This window comes from Inquilinus sp. Marseille-Q2685 (genome assembly GCF_916619195.1).
Lineage (GTDB): Bacteria > Pseudomonadota > Alphaproteobacteria > DSM-16000 > Inquilinaceae > Inquilinus.
The window spans coordinates 19,456-36,529 of record NZ_CAKAKL010000005.1; the positions used below are offsets into that span (position 1 = coordinate 19,456).

Sequence of the window (17,074 nt, forward strand, 5' to 3'; positions counted from 1 at the left end):
CCCTTTCGCCGCCCCTGCCGGCGGCGAATCAGCCGGGCGTGCTAGCCGCCCGAACCGGTGGTGCCGGTGGTGCCGCCCGTCGTGCCGGTGGCCGGCGCGGCCGGCGGCGGCTCCTCGGCCTTGCGGCCCTCGAAGGCGGGCAGCGCTTCCAGCTGCTCCTTGGTCATGGCGGTCTTCACGCCCTCGTCGGGCCGGGCGCCGATGGTCAGCTTGTCGAGCGGAATCGCCACGGATTTCGAGCCGATGCCGAGGAAACCCCCGACATCGATGACCACGGCATCCACGGCCTTGCTGTCCTTGTCGACCAGCACGTCCGAGGTCTTGCCGATCGAATCGCCGTTGGCGTTGGTGACGCTGGCGCCGATCAGGTCCGAACCGAGGATATGCGTGTCCGGAAGCTGCTGCTGACCCTCCGGGACCGTGCTGCCCGGAGTCGCCGCCGAGGGGGCCGTCGTGGACGGGGCGGTCGTGGAGGGGGCTGTGGTGTCGGCGGGAGGCTGCTGGGTCGTCGTCTGCGCCATGGCCGGCAGGGCCAGCAGGGCGACGGCGGAAGCAGCCGCCATCAGGGTCTTGCGCATGATCGGTCCTCCTTTCGTCGAGGATCTCATGGAGATACCTGGGCAACAGGAGGTTCCGGGGCGCGGTTCCCCGAAACGACGAAAGCCCGGCGAAGCGCCGGGCTTTCGGTTCGGATCGGAAACCTTACTCGCCGCTCGACGGTTCGGTGGCGGGGGTCTCCTCCGCCGCCTTCACCTTGCGCGGCCGTCCGGGCCGGCGCTTCGGCGCGGGGGCCGGGGCCTCCTCCGCCGCCACGCCGGGCAGGCCCGGCTGCGCCGAGGCCTCGGGCTGGGGCGGCTGGGCGGGCGCCGGCGCCGGTGCGGCGGGCGCCGGCTGGTCCGACGGCGGCGCAGCCTCGGCCGGCGCGGCGGCCCGCGGCGGACGGCCACGGCGCGGCCGGGCGATGATCGAGGCCGGCAGGGCGAGCTCGGTGTCGAGGCCGCTGTCCTCCTGGTCCCGCGGGTCCGCGCCGAAGCTGGCCGAAGACGGGGCGAGATCGACCGGCGCCGGATCGAGCGGGCTCGGGATATGCGGCTGCGGCGCGTTCAGATCCGGTGCCGCGGGCGGCTGCGGCCGCTCGCTGCGGTAGTCCGGACGGCCTTCGCGCTGGCCGCCGAAGCGGTCGCCGCGCTGGCCCTGGTCGCGGTCGCGATTCTGGTCGCGGAAGCCCTGGTCGCGCGGCGGGCGGTTTTCGCGGAACCCCTGATCCCGGTCGCGGAAGCCCTGGTTCTGGCGATCGCCGTCGCCGCGGCCTTCGTACTCCCGGCGCGGCAGCCGGTCGCCGCCTTCGCCACGGCCCTCGAACTCCCGGCGCGGCCGGTCGCCGCCCTCACGCGGCTCGAAGTCGCGGCGCTGCTGCCGGTCGCCGCCGTCGTTGCGCGCCTCGAATTCGCGGCGCTGCGGCGGCGGGCTGGTCAGCGGGTCGTAATCGGCATCGACGCCCGGCTGCTCGCGGCTGCTGTCCTGGCCGCCCTGCTGCTGGTGCGGCTGGCCGTAGGCCTCGTTCATGGCGTTGATGATGCGGACATAGTGCTCCGCATGCTGCTGGTAGTTCTCGGCCATGACGCGGTCGCCCGACGCCTGGGCGTCGCGCGCCAGCCCCATGTACTTGTCGTAGACCTGGAAGACGTTGCCGCGGATACGGATGTCCGGCCCGTTGCTGTCGATGGTCTGGTTGCGGTTGGGCAGCGCGTTCGGCCGGCGCTGCTGGCCGCCACCGCCGCCACCACCGCCGCCGTTCCTGCCGCGCGCACGCCGCGAATTCGGTCCTGGTCTCATCAGCCTTGCTTCTGCAGATCGCTGTTTCCGCGCTGCCGTCCCTCGCCGCCGCCTGACGCGACCGGGCCCAGCGTCATCGTCGCTTCCAGCGCCGGAATGGCGGCCGCCTCAAGCGGTCAAGCCCGGAAATGACGGAATAAAGGGACCCTAACGGCAATCCGCCGTCGGGCCAAATGCTTTTTTCACCACGACACAACGCGGTATGCCTGCCAGATCGGGCGGCGTGCCGACGATGTCAAGGCCCGCCGCACGGAACAGCCCCGCCACGTCCGCCGCCTGGCCGATGCCGAGCTCGACCACCGCCGTGCCGCCCCGCGCCAGCAGATCCGGCAACGCCGCGGCCAGGGCGCGATAGGCGTCGAGCCCGTCGGCACCGCCGGACAGGGCGAGAAGCGGCTCGTGCTCCCGCACCTCGGGGTCCAGCGCCGCGATGTCGGCGTCCGGGATATAGGGCGGGTTGGACAGGACCAGGTCGAAGCGGCCGGCCAGCGCCGCCGCCCAGTCGCCGACCAGGAAAGAGGCTCGATCCGCCAGGCCCAGGGCGCGCGCATTGTCCCGCGCCGTCCGCGCCGCGGCCTCGCTGCGGTCGACGCCGATGCCGAAGGCGGCGGCGCGTTCGTGCAGGACGGCGAGCAGCAGGCAGCCGGTGCCGGTGCCGAGGTCGAGCACGCGCAGCGGCCGGTCGGAGGGCGGCCGGTCCGGCACGGCGGCCAGCGCCGCCTCGACCAGCGTCTCGCTGTCCGGCCGCGGGTCCAGCGTCGCGGGGCCCAGCGCGAAATCGAGGCTCCAGAACTCGCGCCGCCCGAGGATGCGCGACACCGGCTCGCGCGCTTCCCGGCGGGCCATGTAGCCGGCGTAGCGCGCGGCGGCCTCCGCCGGCATCGCCTCGGCCGCGCGCGACAGCAGCCCGGTGCGGTCGCAGCCCAAAGCGTGCATCAGCAGCAGCCGGGCGTCGGACAGGGCGCTGTCGATGCCGGCCGCAGCCAGCCGCGCCGTGCCGTCGCGCAGCGCCTCGGCGATTTTGGGCGCGCGGGGGGTCATAGCCTGACCGTCCTCCGGCGAAGAGCGGTCACGAAGGTGGAAACGCGTTGCCTCTCCCGCTTGCGGGAGAGGTCGGGCGTCCGCAGGACGACCGGGTGAGGGCCAAGCGGTGCCACCGCACCCGCAACCCTTTCCGGGCGAGTGCACGCGATCCGCCCCATCCTGAAGTGATCATCCCGGACTCGAGGCCGGCTGGCCCTCACCCGGAGCCGCTTCGCGTCTCCGACCTCTCCCGCAAGCGGGAGAGGCAACGCGATCGAGCGGTCGCGAAACGCCCCCGCGGGCAAGACGGAGATCACGGCTGGTCGGCGAGGGCGGCGAGGCGGGCCGCCTCATCCTCGGCGATCAGCGCCTCGATCAGCTCGTCCAGCGCCTCCCCCGCCATCACCCGGTCGATCTTGTAGAGCGTCAGGTTGATGCGGTGGTCGGTGACCCGCCCCTGCGGGAAGTTGTAGGTGCGGATCCGTTCCGACCGGTCGCCGGAGCCGACCTGGCTGCGCCGGTCGGCCGCCCGGGCCGCGTCCTTGGCCGCGCGCTCGGCCTCGTACAGGCGGGCGCGCAGGATCTTCATCGCCTTGGCGCGGTTCTTGTGCTGCGACTTCTCGTCCTGCATCACCACCACGATGCCGGTCGGCAGATGGGTGATGCGGACCGCGCTCTCGGTCTTGTTGACGTGCTGGCCGCCGGCGCCCTGCGCCCGGAACACGTCGACCCGCAGGTCCTTGTCGTCGATCTGGACGTCGACCTCCTCCGCCTCCGGCAGCACCGCCACGGTGGCGGCGGAGGTATGGATGCGGCCCTGGGCCTCGGTCTCCGGCACCCGCTGGACGCGGTGGGCCCCGCTCTCGAACTTCAGCCGGGCGAAGACGCCGCGGCCGCTGATCTCGGCCGAGGCCTCCTTGTACCCGCCGAGCGGCGTGTCGGCGATGTCCATCACCTCGAAGCGCCAGCCGCGGATCGCGGCATAGCGCTGGTACATGCGGAACAGGTCGGCGGCGAACAGCGCCGCCTCGTCGCCGCCGGTGCCGGCGCGGACCTCGAGGATGGCGTTGCGGTCGTCGGCCTCGTCCTTCGGCAGCAGCAGCACCTGCACCCGCCGCTCCAAGGCCGGCAGCGAGTCCCGGAGGGCGAACAGCTCCTCCTGCGCCAGGGCCTTCATCTCCGGATCGGTCTCGGCCGCCACCATGGCCTCGAGCTGGGCCAGCTCGGCCCGGCCGCGATGCAGCGCCGCGATCTCGTCCGCGATCGGCTCGAGCTCGGAATATTCCTTGGAATAGGCGGTGAACTGGTCCGGCGATAGCTTGCCGGAGCCCATGCCGTCGCGCAGCTCGGCCACGCGGGACAGGACACGGTTCAGGTTTTCGTCGAGTTGCACGGAAGGCTCAAATCAGGAGAACGGGCCGGTCGGTCGGATGATGATCCACCGAGGCCCGCTAGCGGCCGGACAGGCGCACGCTCATTCCGCGGCCTGGGCCGAGGCCGCCTCGGCAGCGGCGCGCTCGGCCTCGATCTGCCTGGCCTTGTCCTCGACCAGCGCGACCAGGTGGTCGACAATGCCCTCGTCCTTCAGCCGGTGGTCGGGCAGGCCGTTGATATAGACCTGGTGCGTGCCCTTGCCGCCGCCGGTGAAGCCGATATCGGTCATCGTCGCCTCGCCCGGGCCGTTGACCACGCAGCCGATCACCGAGACGGTCATCGGCGTGGTGATGTGGGCCAGGCGCTGCTCCAGCACCTCGACGGTTTTGATCACGTCGAACTGCTGCCGGGCGCAGGACGGGCACGACACGATGTTGACGCCGCGGTGGCGCAGGCCCAGCGACTTCAGCAGGTCGAAGCCGACCTTGACCTCCTCCACCGGATCGGCGGAGAGCGAGACGCGCACCGTGTCGCCGATGCCGGACCACAGCAGCATGCCGAGGCCGATCGACGACTTCACCGTGCCGCTGCGCAGGCCGCCGGCCTCGGTGACGCCGATGTGCAGCGGGTAGTCGCAGGCTTCGGCCAGCGCCTGGTAGGCGGCGACGGCCAGGAACACGTCCGACGCCTTGCACGAGATCTTGAAGTCGAAGAAGTCGTGGTCCTCGAGGATCCGGATGTGGTTCAGCGCCGATTCGACCATCGCCTCCGGGCAGGGCTCGCCGTACTTCTCCAAGAGCTCGCGCTCCAGCGAGCCGGCATTGACGCCGATCCGCATCGAGCAGCCATGGTCCTTGGCCGCCTTCACCACCTCGGCCACCCGCTCCTTCGAGCCGATGTTGCCGGGGTTGATGCGCAGGCAGGCGGCGCCGTTCTGGGCCGCCTCGATGCCGCGCTTGTAGTGGAAATGGATGTCCGCGACGATCGGCACGGTCACTTCCGGCACGATGTGCTTCAAGGCCGCGCTCGATTCCTCGTCCGGGCAGGACACGCGGACGATGTCGGCGCCGGCGATCTCGAGCTGCCGGATCTGGTCGATCGTCGCCTGGATGTCCGTCGTCCGGGTGTTGGTCATCGACTGGACGGTGATCGGCGAATCGCCGCCGACCGGAACCTTGCCGACATGGATCAGGCGGGATTTCCGGCGTTGGATCTGGCGATAGGCGCGGACGGCGCTCATGACGGGACCTTGGGTGATGCGGCGTTCGTTGCGCGACAACATGGCCCTTTCGCGCCGATCCTGCAATCCGGCAGGGGGCATTGCGACCATGTGCGACGGAGGAGCCCGCTCAGTTTGCCGCCGCCCGGTCGCGCAGCTTCTGCGGGTCGAGCGCGACGTTGCGCACGACCTGGCCGGGACCGCCGAGCGACGCCACCGGCTGGCCATCGACCTCGACCTGCAGCCCGCCGGCATTGCCGGTGGTCAGGCGCTGGCCCTCCTGCGGCGGCACCGCGTAGGTCTCGCCCGCCGCCATCACCCGGGTCATCACCAGCCCGCCCTGGCGATCGCGGATCTGGACCCAGCTGTCGGCGCTGGCGCGCAGCATGATGCGGCTGTCGCCGGGACCCGGCACCTGCGGCGCCGGCGGCTCGTTCGCCAGGGCGGCGCCGAGCGGGCGGTCGGCCAGGGCCATGGCGGCCGGCAGCTGCGGCTGCGCCGCCGGCTGGGCCTGGGGCACCGCGACCTGCGGCGCGGCCGGGACGGCGGGCGGTGCCGGGATCGCCGCGGTCTGGGTGGGCGTGGTCTGGGCCGGCGCGGCCGGGGCCGCGACCGACGGCAGGGCCGGTGTGCCGGCGGGCGCGGTCGGGCCCGGCACGATCGGGCCCGCGGTCATGCGCTCGCCGGGGCCGGGTTCGGCCACGGGGGCGGCCGTCTGCAGGCTGGGGCCGCTGTTCGGGGCGGCGGGCTGCACCACCGGGCCGGGGTTCGGCTCGGTCTGCGGGGCGCCGTCGAGCAGCGCCGCGAAGCGCGCCGGCAGGGCCGCGATCTCGGCCGCCACGTCGCGGTTGGCCGAGGACAGGTAATACCAGCCGGCATAGGCCAGGCCGCCGATCAGGACCGCGATCATCAGGATCGCGCCGCCCGGGACGCGGCTGCCTTCCGGCACCGGCGCCGGGAACACCAGGTCGGGCTTCTTCTCGACCGCGGCGGATTCGCGCTTAAAGCGGGCCACCATCTGGTCGCCGTCGAAGCCGAGGAACTCGGCATAGGTGCGGACGAAGCCGATGGCGTAGACCGGACCGGGCAGGTCCTGGTTGCGGCCGTCCTCGATCGCCTGCAGCAGGCCGTGGCGGATGCGCAGCGCCGCAGCCACGTCGTAGAGGCTGTAGCCGGCGATCTCGCGCGCCTGCGCAAGGATGCGGCCGACCGGCGCGTTCATGTCGATCACGTGATCCACCGCCCCGGCATCGAGAGGGTTGTCTGGGGAGTCCGCGGCCTCGTGCACCACGGCGAGGTGTTTGCGATTGCTCTGGGCCATATCGTTCGAGCCGCTTTGTGCTGACCGAAAGTGTTACAGATGAAAGCCGGCACGCCGCCCTGTCATGATGTCGAGGCCCACTCCCCCACGACCGAGACGACTGTCTTTATTTAGACGATTCCGTCCGTACAGCAAAACGAATCCGAGATTCGCCACACTATATTGCAACATCATGGTCGCGGGCATAGGCGCGGATGGCGGGACGAAGCGAACCGCGGGCATTGGTTCGGACCTGGGACAACCAGCGCGAGAAATGGCCGAGGTCCAGGCTGCGGACCATGGTCCTGACCGCGCCGATCGCGGTCGCCGGCATCGACAGGGTGCGGAATCCCAGGCCCAGCAGGGTCATCGCCTCGATCGGCCGCGACGCCATCTCGCCGCACAGGCTGATCCTGCGACCGGCGGCGTCGCAGCGCGACACCGCCTCGGCCAGGGCGGCGATCAGCCCGGGCGACAGCGTGTCGTAGCGCTGCGCCACCCGGGTGTTGGTGCGGTCGGCGGCGTAGAGATACTGCATCAGGTCGTTCGAGCCGACGGCGACGAAATCGGCGGTGCGCAGCACCTGGTCGAGCTGCCACAGCAGCGACGGCACCTCGAGCATCACCCCGACGCGGATCTCGTCCGAGACCGGCACGTCCTGGGCCGCGGCCCGCGCCACCTCGCGGTCGAAGAGATCCCGGGCGGCGTCCAGCTCGGTCACCTCGGACACCATCGGGAACATCACCCCGAAGGGCCGCCCGGCGGCACCCTGGATCAGGGCGCGCAGCTGCTGGCGCAGCATCGCCGGCCGGTCGAGGCCGATGCGCACCGCGCGCCAGCCCAGCGCCGGATTGTCCTCATCGATCTCGGCGAAATAGGGCAGCCGCTTGTCGCCGCCGACATCGAGGGTGCGGAACACCACCGGCCGGCCCTCGGCCAGGTCGATCACCCGGGCGTAAAGGTCGGTCTGGGTGGCGACGCTGGGATATTCCGACCGCACCATGAACGGGATCTCGGTGCGGTACAGGCCGATGCCGTCGGCGCCGACCGCGTCGAGATGCGGCATGTCGGAGAGCAGGCCGGCGTTCAGCATCAGCGAGACCGAGGTGCCGTCGCGCGTCACCGCCGGCAGCCGCGCCTCCTCGGCGTAGAGCTTGCGCTGCCCGGCCTGGACCTGGATCGCCTTGGTGATGGTCTCGATCACGTCCTCGGACGGACGGACGAAGACGTTGCCGTGGTCGCCGTCGACCACGATCGGGTCCAGGGGCTCGATCAGCCGCATCGCCTCGACGCAGCGGCCGACCACCGGGATGTCCAGCGCCCGGGCGATGATGGCGACATGGCTGGGGGCCGATCCCTCCTCCAGCACCAGGCCGCGCAGCTTGCGCCGATCGTAGTCCAAGAGCTCGGCCGGGCCGATGGCGCGGGCCACCAGCACCATGTCGTCCGGCAGAGTGCCGAGCGCGGCGGCCGAGGTGCGGCCGGCGAGATGCAGCAGCAGGCGGTTGGCGAGGTCGTCGAAATCGGCCAGGCGCTCGCGCAGATAGGGGTCGGTGACCCGGGCCATGCGCGCGGCCATGTCGTTCTGCACGCGCTGCACCGCGGCCTCGGCCGACAGGCCGGTGTCGATCGCCTCGTGGATCCGGCTCAGCCAGCCGCGGTCCTCGGCGAACATGCGGTAGGTCTCGAGGATCTCGCCGCCCTCGCCGATGCCGCCGGCGCGGTGGTCGGCCACCAGGTCGTCGATCGACCGGTGCATGTGCTCGACCGCCTGGCGGAAGCGCTCCAGCTCCACCGCCGGGTCGTCGGCCACCATCTGGCGCACGGTGATCTGGGTCCGGTGCAGCACCGCGAGGCCCTGGGCCAGGCCGCCGTTCAGCGCGATGCCGTGCAGCCGGGCCGGCAGCGACACGGCGGTCGGGCTCGCCACCTCCTCCGGCCGGGCGATCTCGCCGCCGACGATCAGCTCGGCCACCACCATGGCGATGGTCTCGAGCGTCTCGACCTCGTCCTCGGAGTAGTTGCGCTTCATCTGGTTCTGGATGATCAGCACGCCGCGCACCTTGCCGCCGCGCAGGATCGGCACGCCCATCCAGGATTCGTACGGGTCCTCGCCGGTCTCCGGCCGGTAGGCGAACTTCGGATGGGAGGGCGCGTTGGCGATGGCCAGGGGCCGCGCCGTCGCCGCGACCTCGCCCACTAGGCCCTCGCCGACCCGGAGGCGGGTGCGGTGCACCGCGTCGGGGTTCAGGCCGATGGTGGCGAACAGCTCCAGCACGTCGCCCGGGCGGGAGACGTAGCAGGAGCAGACCTCGGCCACCATCTCGGCCGCGATCAGGGTGACGATCTTGTCGAGGCGCGACTGCGCCGTCCCCGACCCCGCCATGACGTCGCGCAGCCGGGCGAGGAGGCGACGTGACGGCCCGATGCCCGGGGCGGGCCCGCCCGCCGGCCGGGTCATCAGGCCTTCTCCATCAGGCCTTGTCCAGGCCGTAGGCGGTGTGCAGGGCGCGGACCGCCAGCTCGGTGTACTGCTCGGCCACCAGGACGCTGATCTTGATCTCGGAGGTCGAGATCACCTGGATGTTGATGCCGTTCTCGGCCAGCGCCTTGAACATGCGCTGGGCGACGCCGGCATGGCTGCGCATGCCGACGCCGATCACCGAGATCTTGACCACGTTCTCGTCCGGGATCAGGTGGCTGTAGCCCAGCGTCTCCTTGTGCTGGGACAGCACCTTGACCGCGCGCTCCAGATCCGCCTTGCCGACGGTGAAGGTGAGATCCGTCGCCTGGCCGTCCTCGGAGATGTTCTGGACGATCATGTCGACATTGATGTTGGCGTCGGTCAGCGGCCCGAAGATCGCCGCCGCCACGCCCGGCCGGTCCGGCACGCGGACCACGGTGATCTTGGCCTCGTCCCGGCTGTACGCGATCCCGCTGACGACCTCTTTCTCCACGATCTCGTCCTCGTCCACCACCAGGGTCCCTGGCACATCCTCGAAGCTGGACAGCACCTGCACCCGGACCCGATGGTTCATCGCCATCTCGACCGAGCGGGTCTGCAGCACCTTGGCGCCGAGCGACGCCATCTCCAGCATCTCTTCGTAAGTGATCTTATCGAGCTTGCGCGCCTTGCGCACGATCCGCGGATCGCAGGTGTAGACGCCGTCGACATCGGTGTAGATGTCGCAGCGGTCCGCCTTCAGCGCGGCGGCCAGCGCCACCGCCGAGGTGTCGGAGCCGCCGCGGCCCAGCGTGGTGATGCGGCCGGAGGCGGCGACGCCCTGGAAGCCGGCGATCACCGGCACCTCGCCGCGCGCCAGCGAGTCCTCGAGCTGCTGCGGGTCGATGTCGAGGATCCGCGCCTTGGCGTGCGAGCCGTCGGTGTGCACCGCGACCTGCCAGCCCTGGAACGACCGCGCCGGCAGGCCGATCTCCTGCAGCGCCAGCGCCAGGAGGCCGGAGGTGACCTGCTCGCCCGAGGCCACGACCGCGTCGTATTCGCGCGGATCGTGCAGCGGCGAGATGTCGTTGCAGTACTTCACCAGCTGGTTGGTGACGCCGGACATCGCCGACACCACGACCGAGACCTGGTTGCCGCGCGCGACCTCCGCCTGCACCCGACGGGCGACGTTCTTGATCCGCTCGACATCGGCGACCGACGTGCCGCCAAACTTCTGAACAATGCGCGCCATCGGCCGCCGCGGGTTTGAAGTGACAGGGGCGCCGCGGGCCGGAATGCCGGCATTGCGGCCGCGAGGCCCGCTACCCATACTGCGTCGCCGAGACCGACGCAACGTCTCGCGACGCAAGGTTGGCGCAACCGAAAGACGAGGACCCTTGTTCATGGCGCAAAGCCCGGCGGCGACGATCGATTCCGCCGAGATCGCCCGTTTCGAGGCGATGGCGGCGGACTGGTGGGACCCGGACGGCAAGTTCCGTCCGCTGCACCGGATGAACCCGCTGCGCATCGGCTATATCCGCGACCGGATCTGCGCCCGGCTGGGCCGCGACCCGCTGGCGCCGAAGCCGCTGTCCGGCCTCAGGATCCTCGACATCGGCTGCGGCGGCGGCCTGCTGTCCGAGCCGATGGCCCGGCTGGGCGCCACGGTCACCGGGGTCGATGCGGGGGCCGAGGCGATCGGCGTCGCCCGCGCCCACGCCGCCGAATCCGGCCTGGCCATCGACTATCGCTGCGCCAGCGCCGAGGACCTCGCCGCCTCCGGCGTCCGCTTCGACGCCGTGCTGGCCCTGGAGATCGTCGAGCATGTCGCCGATGTCGAGGCCTTCTGCGGCGCCCTGGCGGGGCTGCTGCGGCCGGGGGGGACGCTGGTGATGTCGACCCTGAACCGCACCCGCCGCAGCTGGGCCGTCGCCATCCTCGGCGCCGAGCACCTGCTGCGCATCATCCCGCGCGGCACCCATGAGTGGCGCAAGTTCCTGAAGCCGCACGAGCTGGCGGCCGCCCTGCGCCGGGCCGGGCTCGAGGTCCAGGACGTCGCCGGAATGGTCCCGGACCCGAGCGGCGGGTGGCGGCTGGCGCCGCACCGGCTGGGGGTGAACTACATCCTTGCGGCGGCCCGGCCGGGCGCCGGATGATCGTCGTCACGGGCAGCGCCGGCTATCTCGGCTCCCGCATCGCCGCTTCGCTGCTGTGCGGCTCGATCGCGGGGGCCGGGCCGGTGGCCGGGGTCGACCGGGTCGAGGCGCCGACCGTGACCCACCGCGCCGACATCCTGGACGGCGTCACCCTGCGCCGCGCCTTCCATGGCGCCCGCGCCGTCATCCACACCGCCGGGCTGAATGGCGGCCCCGGCACGCCGGTGCCGGCCGGAGAGGTTCGTCGGGTCAATGTCGGCGGCACCGAGGCGGTGATCGCGGCGGCGCGCGAGGCCGGGGTGCGGCGGCTGGTGCTGACCAGCACCACCGCGCTCTATGGCGGCGCGATCCGCGGCGCCGAGGCCGCGGCCTGGGTCACCGAGGATCTGCCGGCGGCGCCGGAGACGCCGTATGAGGAGAGCAAGCGCGACGCCGAGGCCCTGGTCCTGGCGGCCGCGGGATCGTTTCCGGAGGGCTGCCTCATCCTGCGCTGCGGCCGGTTCTTCCCGACGCCGCCGAACGAGGCGGTCAACGACCGGCTGTACCGCGGCGTCGACCCGCGCGACGCTGCGACGGCGCATATCCTGGCGGCGGAGCGTCCGGGCAGCGGCGCGCTCGTGCTGAACATCGCCGCCGCCAGCCCGTTCACGCCCGGGGAATGCGGACAGCTGCGGCGCGACCCGCTGCCGGCGCTCCGCCGCCACCACCCCTTCGTCGAAGGCGCCTACCGGCAGCTCGGCTGGCGGCTGCCGGCATCGATCGACCGGGTGATCGCGATCGACGCGGCGCGCCGGGCCATCGGCTATGCCCCCCAGCACAATTTCCGCGAAGCCCTGGCCGAACAGCTCTGGCTCGATGCCTGGCCGCGCCGGTCCGAGAGCGCCCCGGCCCGGGCCTGAGCCCGGACTTTGTCTCCAGAATTTTTCTTGCCGCCACTCCGGCCCGTGCTATCTAATCTTCGTTACTGATACAAGAACATAGGCGCATGGTATATTATGCGCGCCATTGGTGAGCCGGGATGAACATCGGAATTTTTACCGAATTGTATCCTCCGAGCATTGGTGGGCAGGAAATTCGCTTTGCCGAACTCGCACAAGTGTTTCGGGAGCGCGGTCATAGTGTCTCAGTATATTGTATTGCCCATAAGCGAGATTTGCCGCGTCATGAAATCCTGGGTGGTATTGAAGTCCATCGGTTTCCCGTGGACGAGCATTACCAGAGGCCGCAATCGCGCCTGTTGCCTCGGAATCCGATTACCATACTGAAGTATGCAACCTGGGTGCGAGGCGTGCTGAAGGCGCGCAGCTTCGATCTCAACCTGTTCAACCAGTGGCCGCTGGCCCATATCGCCTTTGCCCCCCACGGCGCCCGGAAGCGCTCAGTGGTCGACTGGTGCGAGGTGCGCGACGCCCGCTTCTACCGGCTGATGCAGTGGATGCTGCCCCGCCTGAGCGGGCAGAACATGGGGGTCGGCCCGGCGGTGTGCGAGCGGATCGGCACCGCCTCCGGACGGCCGGTCTTCTACTTGCCGAGCGGGATTCGCCGGTCCGCCTATCGCAGCCTGCCGGCCGCGGAACGCCGCGACATCCTCTATCTCGGCCGCATCACCGCCCACAAGAACCTGGCCTTCCTGATCGACGCCTTCGCCCGGCTGAAGTCCGCCGGCCACAACCGGCTGGGGGCGCTCGGCGGGGACGAGTTGGTGATCGCCGGGGACGGGCCGGAGCTGCCGGCGCTTCGCGCCCATGCCGCCGGCTCGCTGGCCGCGGGCCAGATCCGGATCCTGGGGACGGTCAGCGAGCAGCAGAAGATCGAGCTGCTGGGCACGGCCAGGCTGCTGGCGATCACCAGCCGGCGCGAGGGCTTCCCCCGCATCGTCGCCGAGGCCATGGCCAGCGGCCTGCCGACGGTGACGGCGCGCTTTCCCGAGAACGGCACCCGCGACGTCGTCGACCATTACGGCTGCGGCGTCGTCACCGACCCGGATGTCGATGCCTTCACCGACGGCCTGGCCGCCGCCGCCGACCGATGGGAGGATCTGTCCCGGCGAAGCCTGGAGCGCGCCGACGAGCTGGATTGGCAGGCGCTCGCCGAGCAGATCGAGGGCCGGGCCGTGGCCGATATTTCGAAAATGAAGGTTCAGGATTCATGCGCATTTTGATGACGGGCGCGGCCGGTTTCATCGGCAGCCAGATCACCCGGCGCCTGGCCCGCGACGGCAATGAGATCCTGGCGATCGACAACCTGTCCTTCGGCCGCGAGAGCTCGCTGCCGCAGGAGGCCGTGTTCCGGCGCCTCAACATCGGCACCTGCGGCAGCACCGAGCTCCTGGAATTGGTCGAGGAGTTCCAGCCGGATGGCGCGATCCACTTCGCCGCGATCCACTTCATCCCCTATTGCATGGCCCATCCGGACGAGACCTTCGCCACCAATGTCCGGGGGACCGAACTGGTGCTGCGCTCGCTCGAGCGGACGCCGGCGCGCAAGGTGGTCTTCGCCTCGACCATGGACGTCTACGCGCCGGTCGACCGGGTCCATCGCGAGACCGACCCGGCGGCCCCGGTCAACGCCTACGGCCTGTCGAAGCTGCTGGGCGAGGATCTGCTCGCCTATGCCACCCGCACCAACGACCGGCTGTCCGGCGTGGCCCTGCGCTTCGCCAACGCCTTCGGCCCGGGCGAGACCAACCCGCATCTGATCCCCGATGCCCTGAAGCGCATGCGCGACCGGTCACAGCCGGAGATCCGCATGGGCTATCTCGGCGCCACGCGCGACTTCATCCACGTCTCCGACATCGCCGACGCGGCCATCGCCGCCCTGTTCCAGGACACGGGACGGTTCGAGGTGTTCAACGTCGCCTCCTCGGTGCCGACGCCGGTGCGCGACGTCGTCGAGACCATCCGGCGCCTGGTCGGCGACCCCCGGCCGGTGGTCGAGGACAAGAGGCAGTTCCGGAAGTTCGACCGGCCGTCGCTCTCGGCCGACACCGCCAAGATCCGTTCGGCGCTGGGCTGGGCCCCGAAATGGTCGCTCGAGGAGGGTTTGCGCGACCTGGTGCAGCGGAGCTTCGGGACCGAGTCCCGCCCCTTGTCCAAGATCGCCTGAATTCACGCATCCGCCGCCGGGCCCGGTCGCCCTGGTCCATCGGTTGGGGCCGGCGGCCCTCCGGCCTCAGCGCCGGCGCTTCCGGTCGAGGCGATAGGCGATGACGCCGCCGATCAGGAGGCCGACCAGCAGGGCCACGACGAGGATGCGGCCCTTCTTCGGCGAACTCGGCTCGATCAGGATCTCCGGCTTCTCCAGCGCCTCCGCCGCGAAAGGCAGATTCGGCTGGATCAGCATCAGGATCTTCTCCTGATCCAGGATCAGGCCGATCAGGGTCTGGCGATAGTCATTGACCGTGACGCTCTGCAGCCGCCGCTGCAGGTATTCGAGCTTGCTCTGGGTCTGCTGGTAGATCGCCTGCTTGATCTGGTCGTCGCTGTACCGGTGCAGATAGCCCAGCGTCTGCCGCGCCACCTCGGCATCGGCGGCGTCGAGCGACAGGGTGGTGATCGGCGAGTTCCGGTCCTGCTCCTGGATGAGGTTGCGGCGCAGGAACTCGGCGACCGCCTGGGCGCTGGTGTCGGCACTGGTGTCGAGCCCCAGGGCCGCCTTGATCTGGGTCAGCACCGAATCGCCTTCCCAGATCTTCCGCTCGTCGTTCCAGCGCAGCCCCATCAGGCTTTCGACCAGGTTTGGATGCTCCTTCAGCGCCGCCGCCGTGCTCACCGCGGTCAACTGCTTGGAGAAACGGTCGAAATAGGTGATCTGCTCGGTGCCTGTCAGGCTGCCGAGGGAGCTGGCGATCACCGAGGAGCCGGCGTTGCGCAGCAGGTCCGACAGCTGCTGCGACGCCTCGGTCGGCATGACCACGAGCCGCGAGGTGTAGCGCGTCGGCGACACCATGATCCAGGCCACACCGAGGGCCAGCGCCACCAGGACGACCAGCGCGACCAGCCAGCGGTGGCGCCAGCCGGACGCGATCAGATCCTGGGCGATCGTGGCGTCCGTGCGGTTCTCGATCACCGTCGTTTCGGCGGTTTTCGGCACGGGGCCGAGGATATGCTCGCCGGCGAGGCTCATGCTGCGCTCACATTCGGTTGCCGGCGCGTCTCCAGGGTCCGGAGCAGCGTCATGAAGCCATCGACCACGGTCGCGACGTTCTCCTCCGTCATGCAGTCCGGGTCGTGCACCGGATCGGCGACCCGGCCGAGGAAGGACTGGGCATGGAGCCAGCTCAGGAAGGCTGCCGGCTCGGCCCGGCCGTCGCGGTCGTCCCGCTGCAGCAGACGCTCGAAGCCGGCGCGGGTCAGCGTCGTCAGGTCGATCGTGCCCGGCGACATCACCGGGGCGAAGTACATCGGCGCGAAGGTCCCGGCCTTGAGACCGAGCAGGCCGGCTTCGAGACAGACCGTGCCCGAGGGCGACAGGACCAGTTTCGCCGCTTCCATCAACCTGAAGGTGTCGGCATGGGGGTCGATCAGGCGCACGCCCGGGATCCGCCGCAGCTCGTCATAGTAGCGCGGCGCGCGGAAGCCGATCGCGTTGGAATGCTCCTTGACGTAGATCTCCCAGCCATGCGGGATCACCCGCGACAGGGCGCGGACATTCTCGATCTGGTTCGCGTTGCGGTGGGCGAAGACGTCGATCGACGCTTCCGGCTGCATATGCAGCGTCACCAGAACGAAGGGGCGTTGGCCCGGGATGCCGTCGCGCTCGAACGGCTTCCGCCAGCGGACGCGGTAGGTGTTGACGATCCGGCTGAAGCGCCAGCGCGCGCGATGCGCGAGGGTCGGCAGGGTCTCGTCGCCGTCGGTGGCGTTGGACAGGGCCTGCACCACGGATTCGCCGAGCCAGTGGCGGCGGAAAAACCGGATCTTGTTGTTGAGATGAAAGTAGTAGGGCCGGTAGGCGCGGCCGCGCAGCGCCTCGAGGATGGCGTCGGCGGCCGCGCGGTCCGACCGGTCCGGCTTGCGGATCTCGAAGATCTCGGCCTGGTTCAGGTCGGTGAAGAAGCCGAAGCGGTCGGACGGCACCCGGACGGTGGAGGGGGCGAAGTAGGACCGCCCCTGGGCCTTGCACAGCAGCGCCGTGGCCAGTTCGAACGCCCAGGTCTGCTCGCCGAAGGCGGCGCGTATGTCGTGGGCCCGGAGGAAGCGCGAGATTTCCCGTGCGGCCACGGCCAGATAGGCCTTGCCGTGGGCCCGCTTGCACAGCTCGCGATCCATCAGGATGACTTCGTTGGCGGCCAGCCCGCCGGCCTCCAGCTCGGTCAGTGCCGGATCGGCCGGGTCCGGCGGCGCGCCCCGGCGCCACTCATCCTTGAAATCGGCGAGGCAGAGGATCCTGTCGCGGCGCCAGCCTTCCTTGATCAGCGCATCCGCCCATCGCCGGCTGGCCGCGATCCAGAAGACCCCGATCCCCTTCCGCTCGAGACCGCGCCCGATCCTTTCGAAGAACATCGTCCGGTAATTATTGGACAAAAGACATATATTCATTATTTCCGCGCCATGGATCAGGGGCACGCTGCCGGCGACGGAATGGCTCGATCCGACGGCCACCGGCACATAACCCAGTAGCCGCAAAGCGGGGGCGGTGACAAGCCGAACCGCACGGACGGCGAGAAGAAATCGACGCCCGGATCAACCGGGCGGAAGGCCGGCGGCGGGACCGGCGAGCCG

The 17,074-nt window shown here is 70.5% G+C and carries 14 protein-coding genes; 4 read left to right on the plus strand and 10 right to left on the minus strand.

What is annotated here, in order from left to right; all coding sequences use genetic code 11:
* Positions 1 to 41: 41 nt before the first annotated feature.
* The 8 genes from LG391_RS22230 to LG391_RS22265 form a co-directional block, all read right to left on the minus strand.
* Entirely contained in the window at positions 42 to 578 is a 537-nt protein-coding gene (locus LG391_RS22230; RefSeq protein ID WP_225770240.1) for a PRC-barrel domain-containing protein, read from the minus strand.
* A 124-nt stretch (positions 579 to 702) separates the two neighbouring features.
* On the minus strand, positions 703 to 1,836 hold the full coding sequence (locus LG391_RS34955) for a DUF4167 domain-containing protein (RefSeq protein WP_308013062.1): 1,134 nt from the start codon (positions 1,834 to 1,836) through the stop codon (positions 703 to 705).
* Between the two features lie 147 nt (positions 1,837 to 1,983).
* The gene (gene prmC / locus LG391_RS22240; RefSeq protein WP_225770241.1) at positions 1,984 to 2,877 is read right to left on the minus strand and encodes a peptide chain release factor N(5)-glutamine methyltransferase; all 894 of its coding nucleotides are present in this window, start codon (positions 2,875 to 2,877) and stop codon (positions 1,984 to 1,986) included.
* Between the two features lie 295 nt (positions 2,878 to 3,172).
* The gene (gene prfA / locus LG391_RS22245; protein ID WP_225770242.1) at positions 3,173 to 4,252 is read right to left on the minus strand and encodes a peptide chain release factor 1; all 1,080 of its coding nucleotides are present in this window, start codon (positions 4,250 to 4,252) and stop codon (positions 3,173 to 3,175) included.
* Positions 4,253 to 4,333: 81 nt separating this feature from the next.
* The gene (gene ispG / locus LG391_RS22250) at positions 4,334 to 5,473 is read right to left on the minus strand and encodes a flavodoxin-dependent (E)-4-hydroxy-3-methylbut-2-enyl-diphosphate synthase (RefSeq protein WP_225770243.1); all 1,140 of its coding nucleotides are present in this window, start codon (positions 5,471 to 5,473) and stop codon (positions 4,334 to 4,336) included.
* 109 nt (positions 5,474 to 5,582) lie between these two features.
* Positions 5,583 to 6,773 carry a helix-turn-helix domain-containing protein gene (locus tag LG391_RS22255; protein WP_225770244.1) on the minus strand — a complete coding sequence of 397 codons (1,191 nt, stop codon included), beginning with the start codon at positions 6,771 to 6,773 and terminating at the stop codon, positions 5,583 to 5,585.
* Positions 6,774 to 6,930: 157 nt separating this feature from the next.
* The gene (gene ptsP, locus LG391_RS22260; protein ID WP_225770245.1) at positions 6,931 to 9,213 is read right to left on the minus strand and encodes a phosphoenolpyruvate--protein phosphotransferase; all 2,283 of its coding nucleotides are present in this window, start codon (positions 9,211 to 9,213) and stop codon (positions 6,931 to 6,933) included.
* Positions 9,214 to 9,226: 13 nt separating this feature from the next.
* Positions 9,227 to 10,447: an aspartate kinase gene (locus LG391_RS22265; RefSeq protein WP_225770246.1), complete on the minus strand. Its 1,221-nt coding sequence runs from the start codon at positions 10,445 to 10,447 to the stop codon at positions 9,227 to 9,229.
* A gap of 151 nt (positions 10,448 to 10,598) precedes the next feature.
* Here LG391_RS22265 and ubiG point away from each other — a divergent pair, with 151 nt between their 5' ends.
* The 4 genes from ubiG to LG391_RS22285 all read left to right on the plus strand — a co-directional run bounded on the left by ubiG (position 10,599) and on the right by LG391_RS22285 (position 14,456).
* A complete protein-coding gene (ubiG, locus tag LG391_RS22270; protein WP_225770247.1) occupies positions 10,599 to 11,351 on the plus strand; it encodes a bifunctional 2-polyprenyl-6-hydroxyphenol methylase/3-demethylubiquinol 3-O-methyltransferase UbiG in 753 nt (250 codons plus the stop codon).
* Positions 11,348 to 12,250 (plus strand): NAD(P)-dependent oxidoreductase, encoded by a 903-nt coding sequence (locus LG391_RS22275; protein ID WP_225770248.1) that lies wholly within the window; start codon positions 11,348 to 11,350, stop codon positions 12,248 to 12,250. Before ubiG ends, LG391_RS22275 begins: the two co-directional genes overlap by 4 nt.
* A 119-nt stretch (positions 12,251 to 12,369) precedes the next feature.
* Positions 12,370 to 13,512 carry a glycosyltransferase family 4 protein gene (locus LG391_RS22280; RefSeq protein WP_225770249.1) on the plus strand — a complete coding sequence of 381 codons (1,143 nt, stop codon included), beginning with the start codon at positions 12,370 to 12,372 and terminating at the stop codon, positions 13,510 to 13,512.
* Positions 13,512 to 14,456 (plus strand): NAD(P)-dependent oxidoreductase, encoded by a 945-nt coding sequence (locus tag LG391_RS22285; RefSeq protein ID WP_225770250.1) that lies wholly within the window; start codon positions 13,512 to 13,514, stop codon positions 14,454 to 14,456. Before LG391_RS22280 ends, LG391_RS22285 begins: the two co-directional genes overlap by 1 nt.
* 66 nt (positions 14,457 to 14,522) lie before the next feature.
* Here the strand turns inward: LG391_RS22285 and LG391_RS22290 are convergent, their stop codons facing one another.
* Both LG391_RS22290 and LG391_RS22295 read right to left on the minus strand, forming a co-directional pair.
* Positions 14,523 to 15,476 carry a Wzz/FepE/Etk N-terminal domain-containing protein gene (locus LG391_RS22290; RefSeq protein ID WP_225770251.1) on the minus strand — a complete coding sequence of 318 codons (954 nt, stop codon included), beginning with the start codon at positions 15,474 to 15,476 and terminating at the stop codon, positions 14,523 to 14,525.
* Positions 15,473 to 16,954, minus strand: coding sequence for a hypothetical protein (locus LG391_RS22295; protein ID WP_225770252.1), 1,482 nt, complete (start codon positions 16,952 to 16,954; stop codon positions 15,473 to 15,475). The genes LG391_RS22290 and LG391_RS22295 overlap by 4 nt, the downstream gene beginning before the upstream one ends.
* Between the last annotated feature and the right edge of the window lie 120 nt (positions 16,955 to 17,074).

Coding starts and splice junctions, on each gene's coding strand:
- LG391_RS22230 (WP_225770240.1), bottom strand. CDS start 578: ATGCGCAAGACCCTGATGGCGGCTGCTTCCGCCGTCGCCCTGCTGGCC.
- LG391_RS34955 (WP_308013062.1), bottom strand. CDS start 1,836: ATGAGACCAGGACCGAATTCGCGGCGTGCGCGCGGCAGGAACGGCGGC.
- prmC (WP_225770241.1), bottom strand. CDS start 2,877: ATGACCCCCCGCGCGCCCAAAATCGCCGAGGCGCTGCGCGACGGCACG.
- ispG (WP_225770243.1), bottom strand. CDS start 5,473: ATGAGCGCCGTCCGCGCCTATCGCCAGATCCAACGCCGGAAATCCCGC.
- LG391_RS22255 (WP_225770244.1), bottom strand. CDS start 6,773: ATGGCCCAGAGCAATCGCAAACACCTCGCCGTGGTGCACGAGGCCGCG.
- ptsP (WP_225770245.1), bottom strand. CDS start 9,213: ATGACCCGGCCGGCGGGCGGGCCCGCCCCGGGCATCGGGCCGTCACGT.
- LG391_RS22265 (WP_225770246.1), bottom strand. CDS start 10,447: ATGGCGCGCATTGTTCAGAAGTTTGGCGGCACGTCGGTCGCCGATGTC.
- ubiG (WP_225770247.1), top strand. CDS start 10,599: ATGGCGCAAAGCCCGGCGGCGACGATCGATTCCGCCGAGATCGCCCGT.
- LG391_RS22275 (WP_225770248.1), top strand. CDS start 11,348: ATGATCGTCGTCACGGGCAGCGCCGGCTATCTCGGCTCCCGCATCGCC.
- LG391_RS22280 (WP_225770249.1), top strand. CDS start 12,370: ATGAACATCGGAATTTTTACCGAATTGTATCCTCCGAGCATTGGTGGG.
- LG391_RS22285 (WP_225770250.1), top strand. CDS start 13,512: ATGACGGGCGCGGCCGGTTTCATCGGCAGCCAGATCACCCGGCGCCTG.
- LG391_RS22290 (WP_225770251.1), bottom strand. CDS start 15,476: ATGAGCCTCGCCGGCGAGCATATCCTCGGCCCCGTGCCGAAAACCGCC.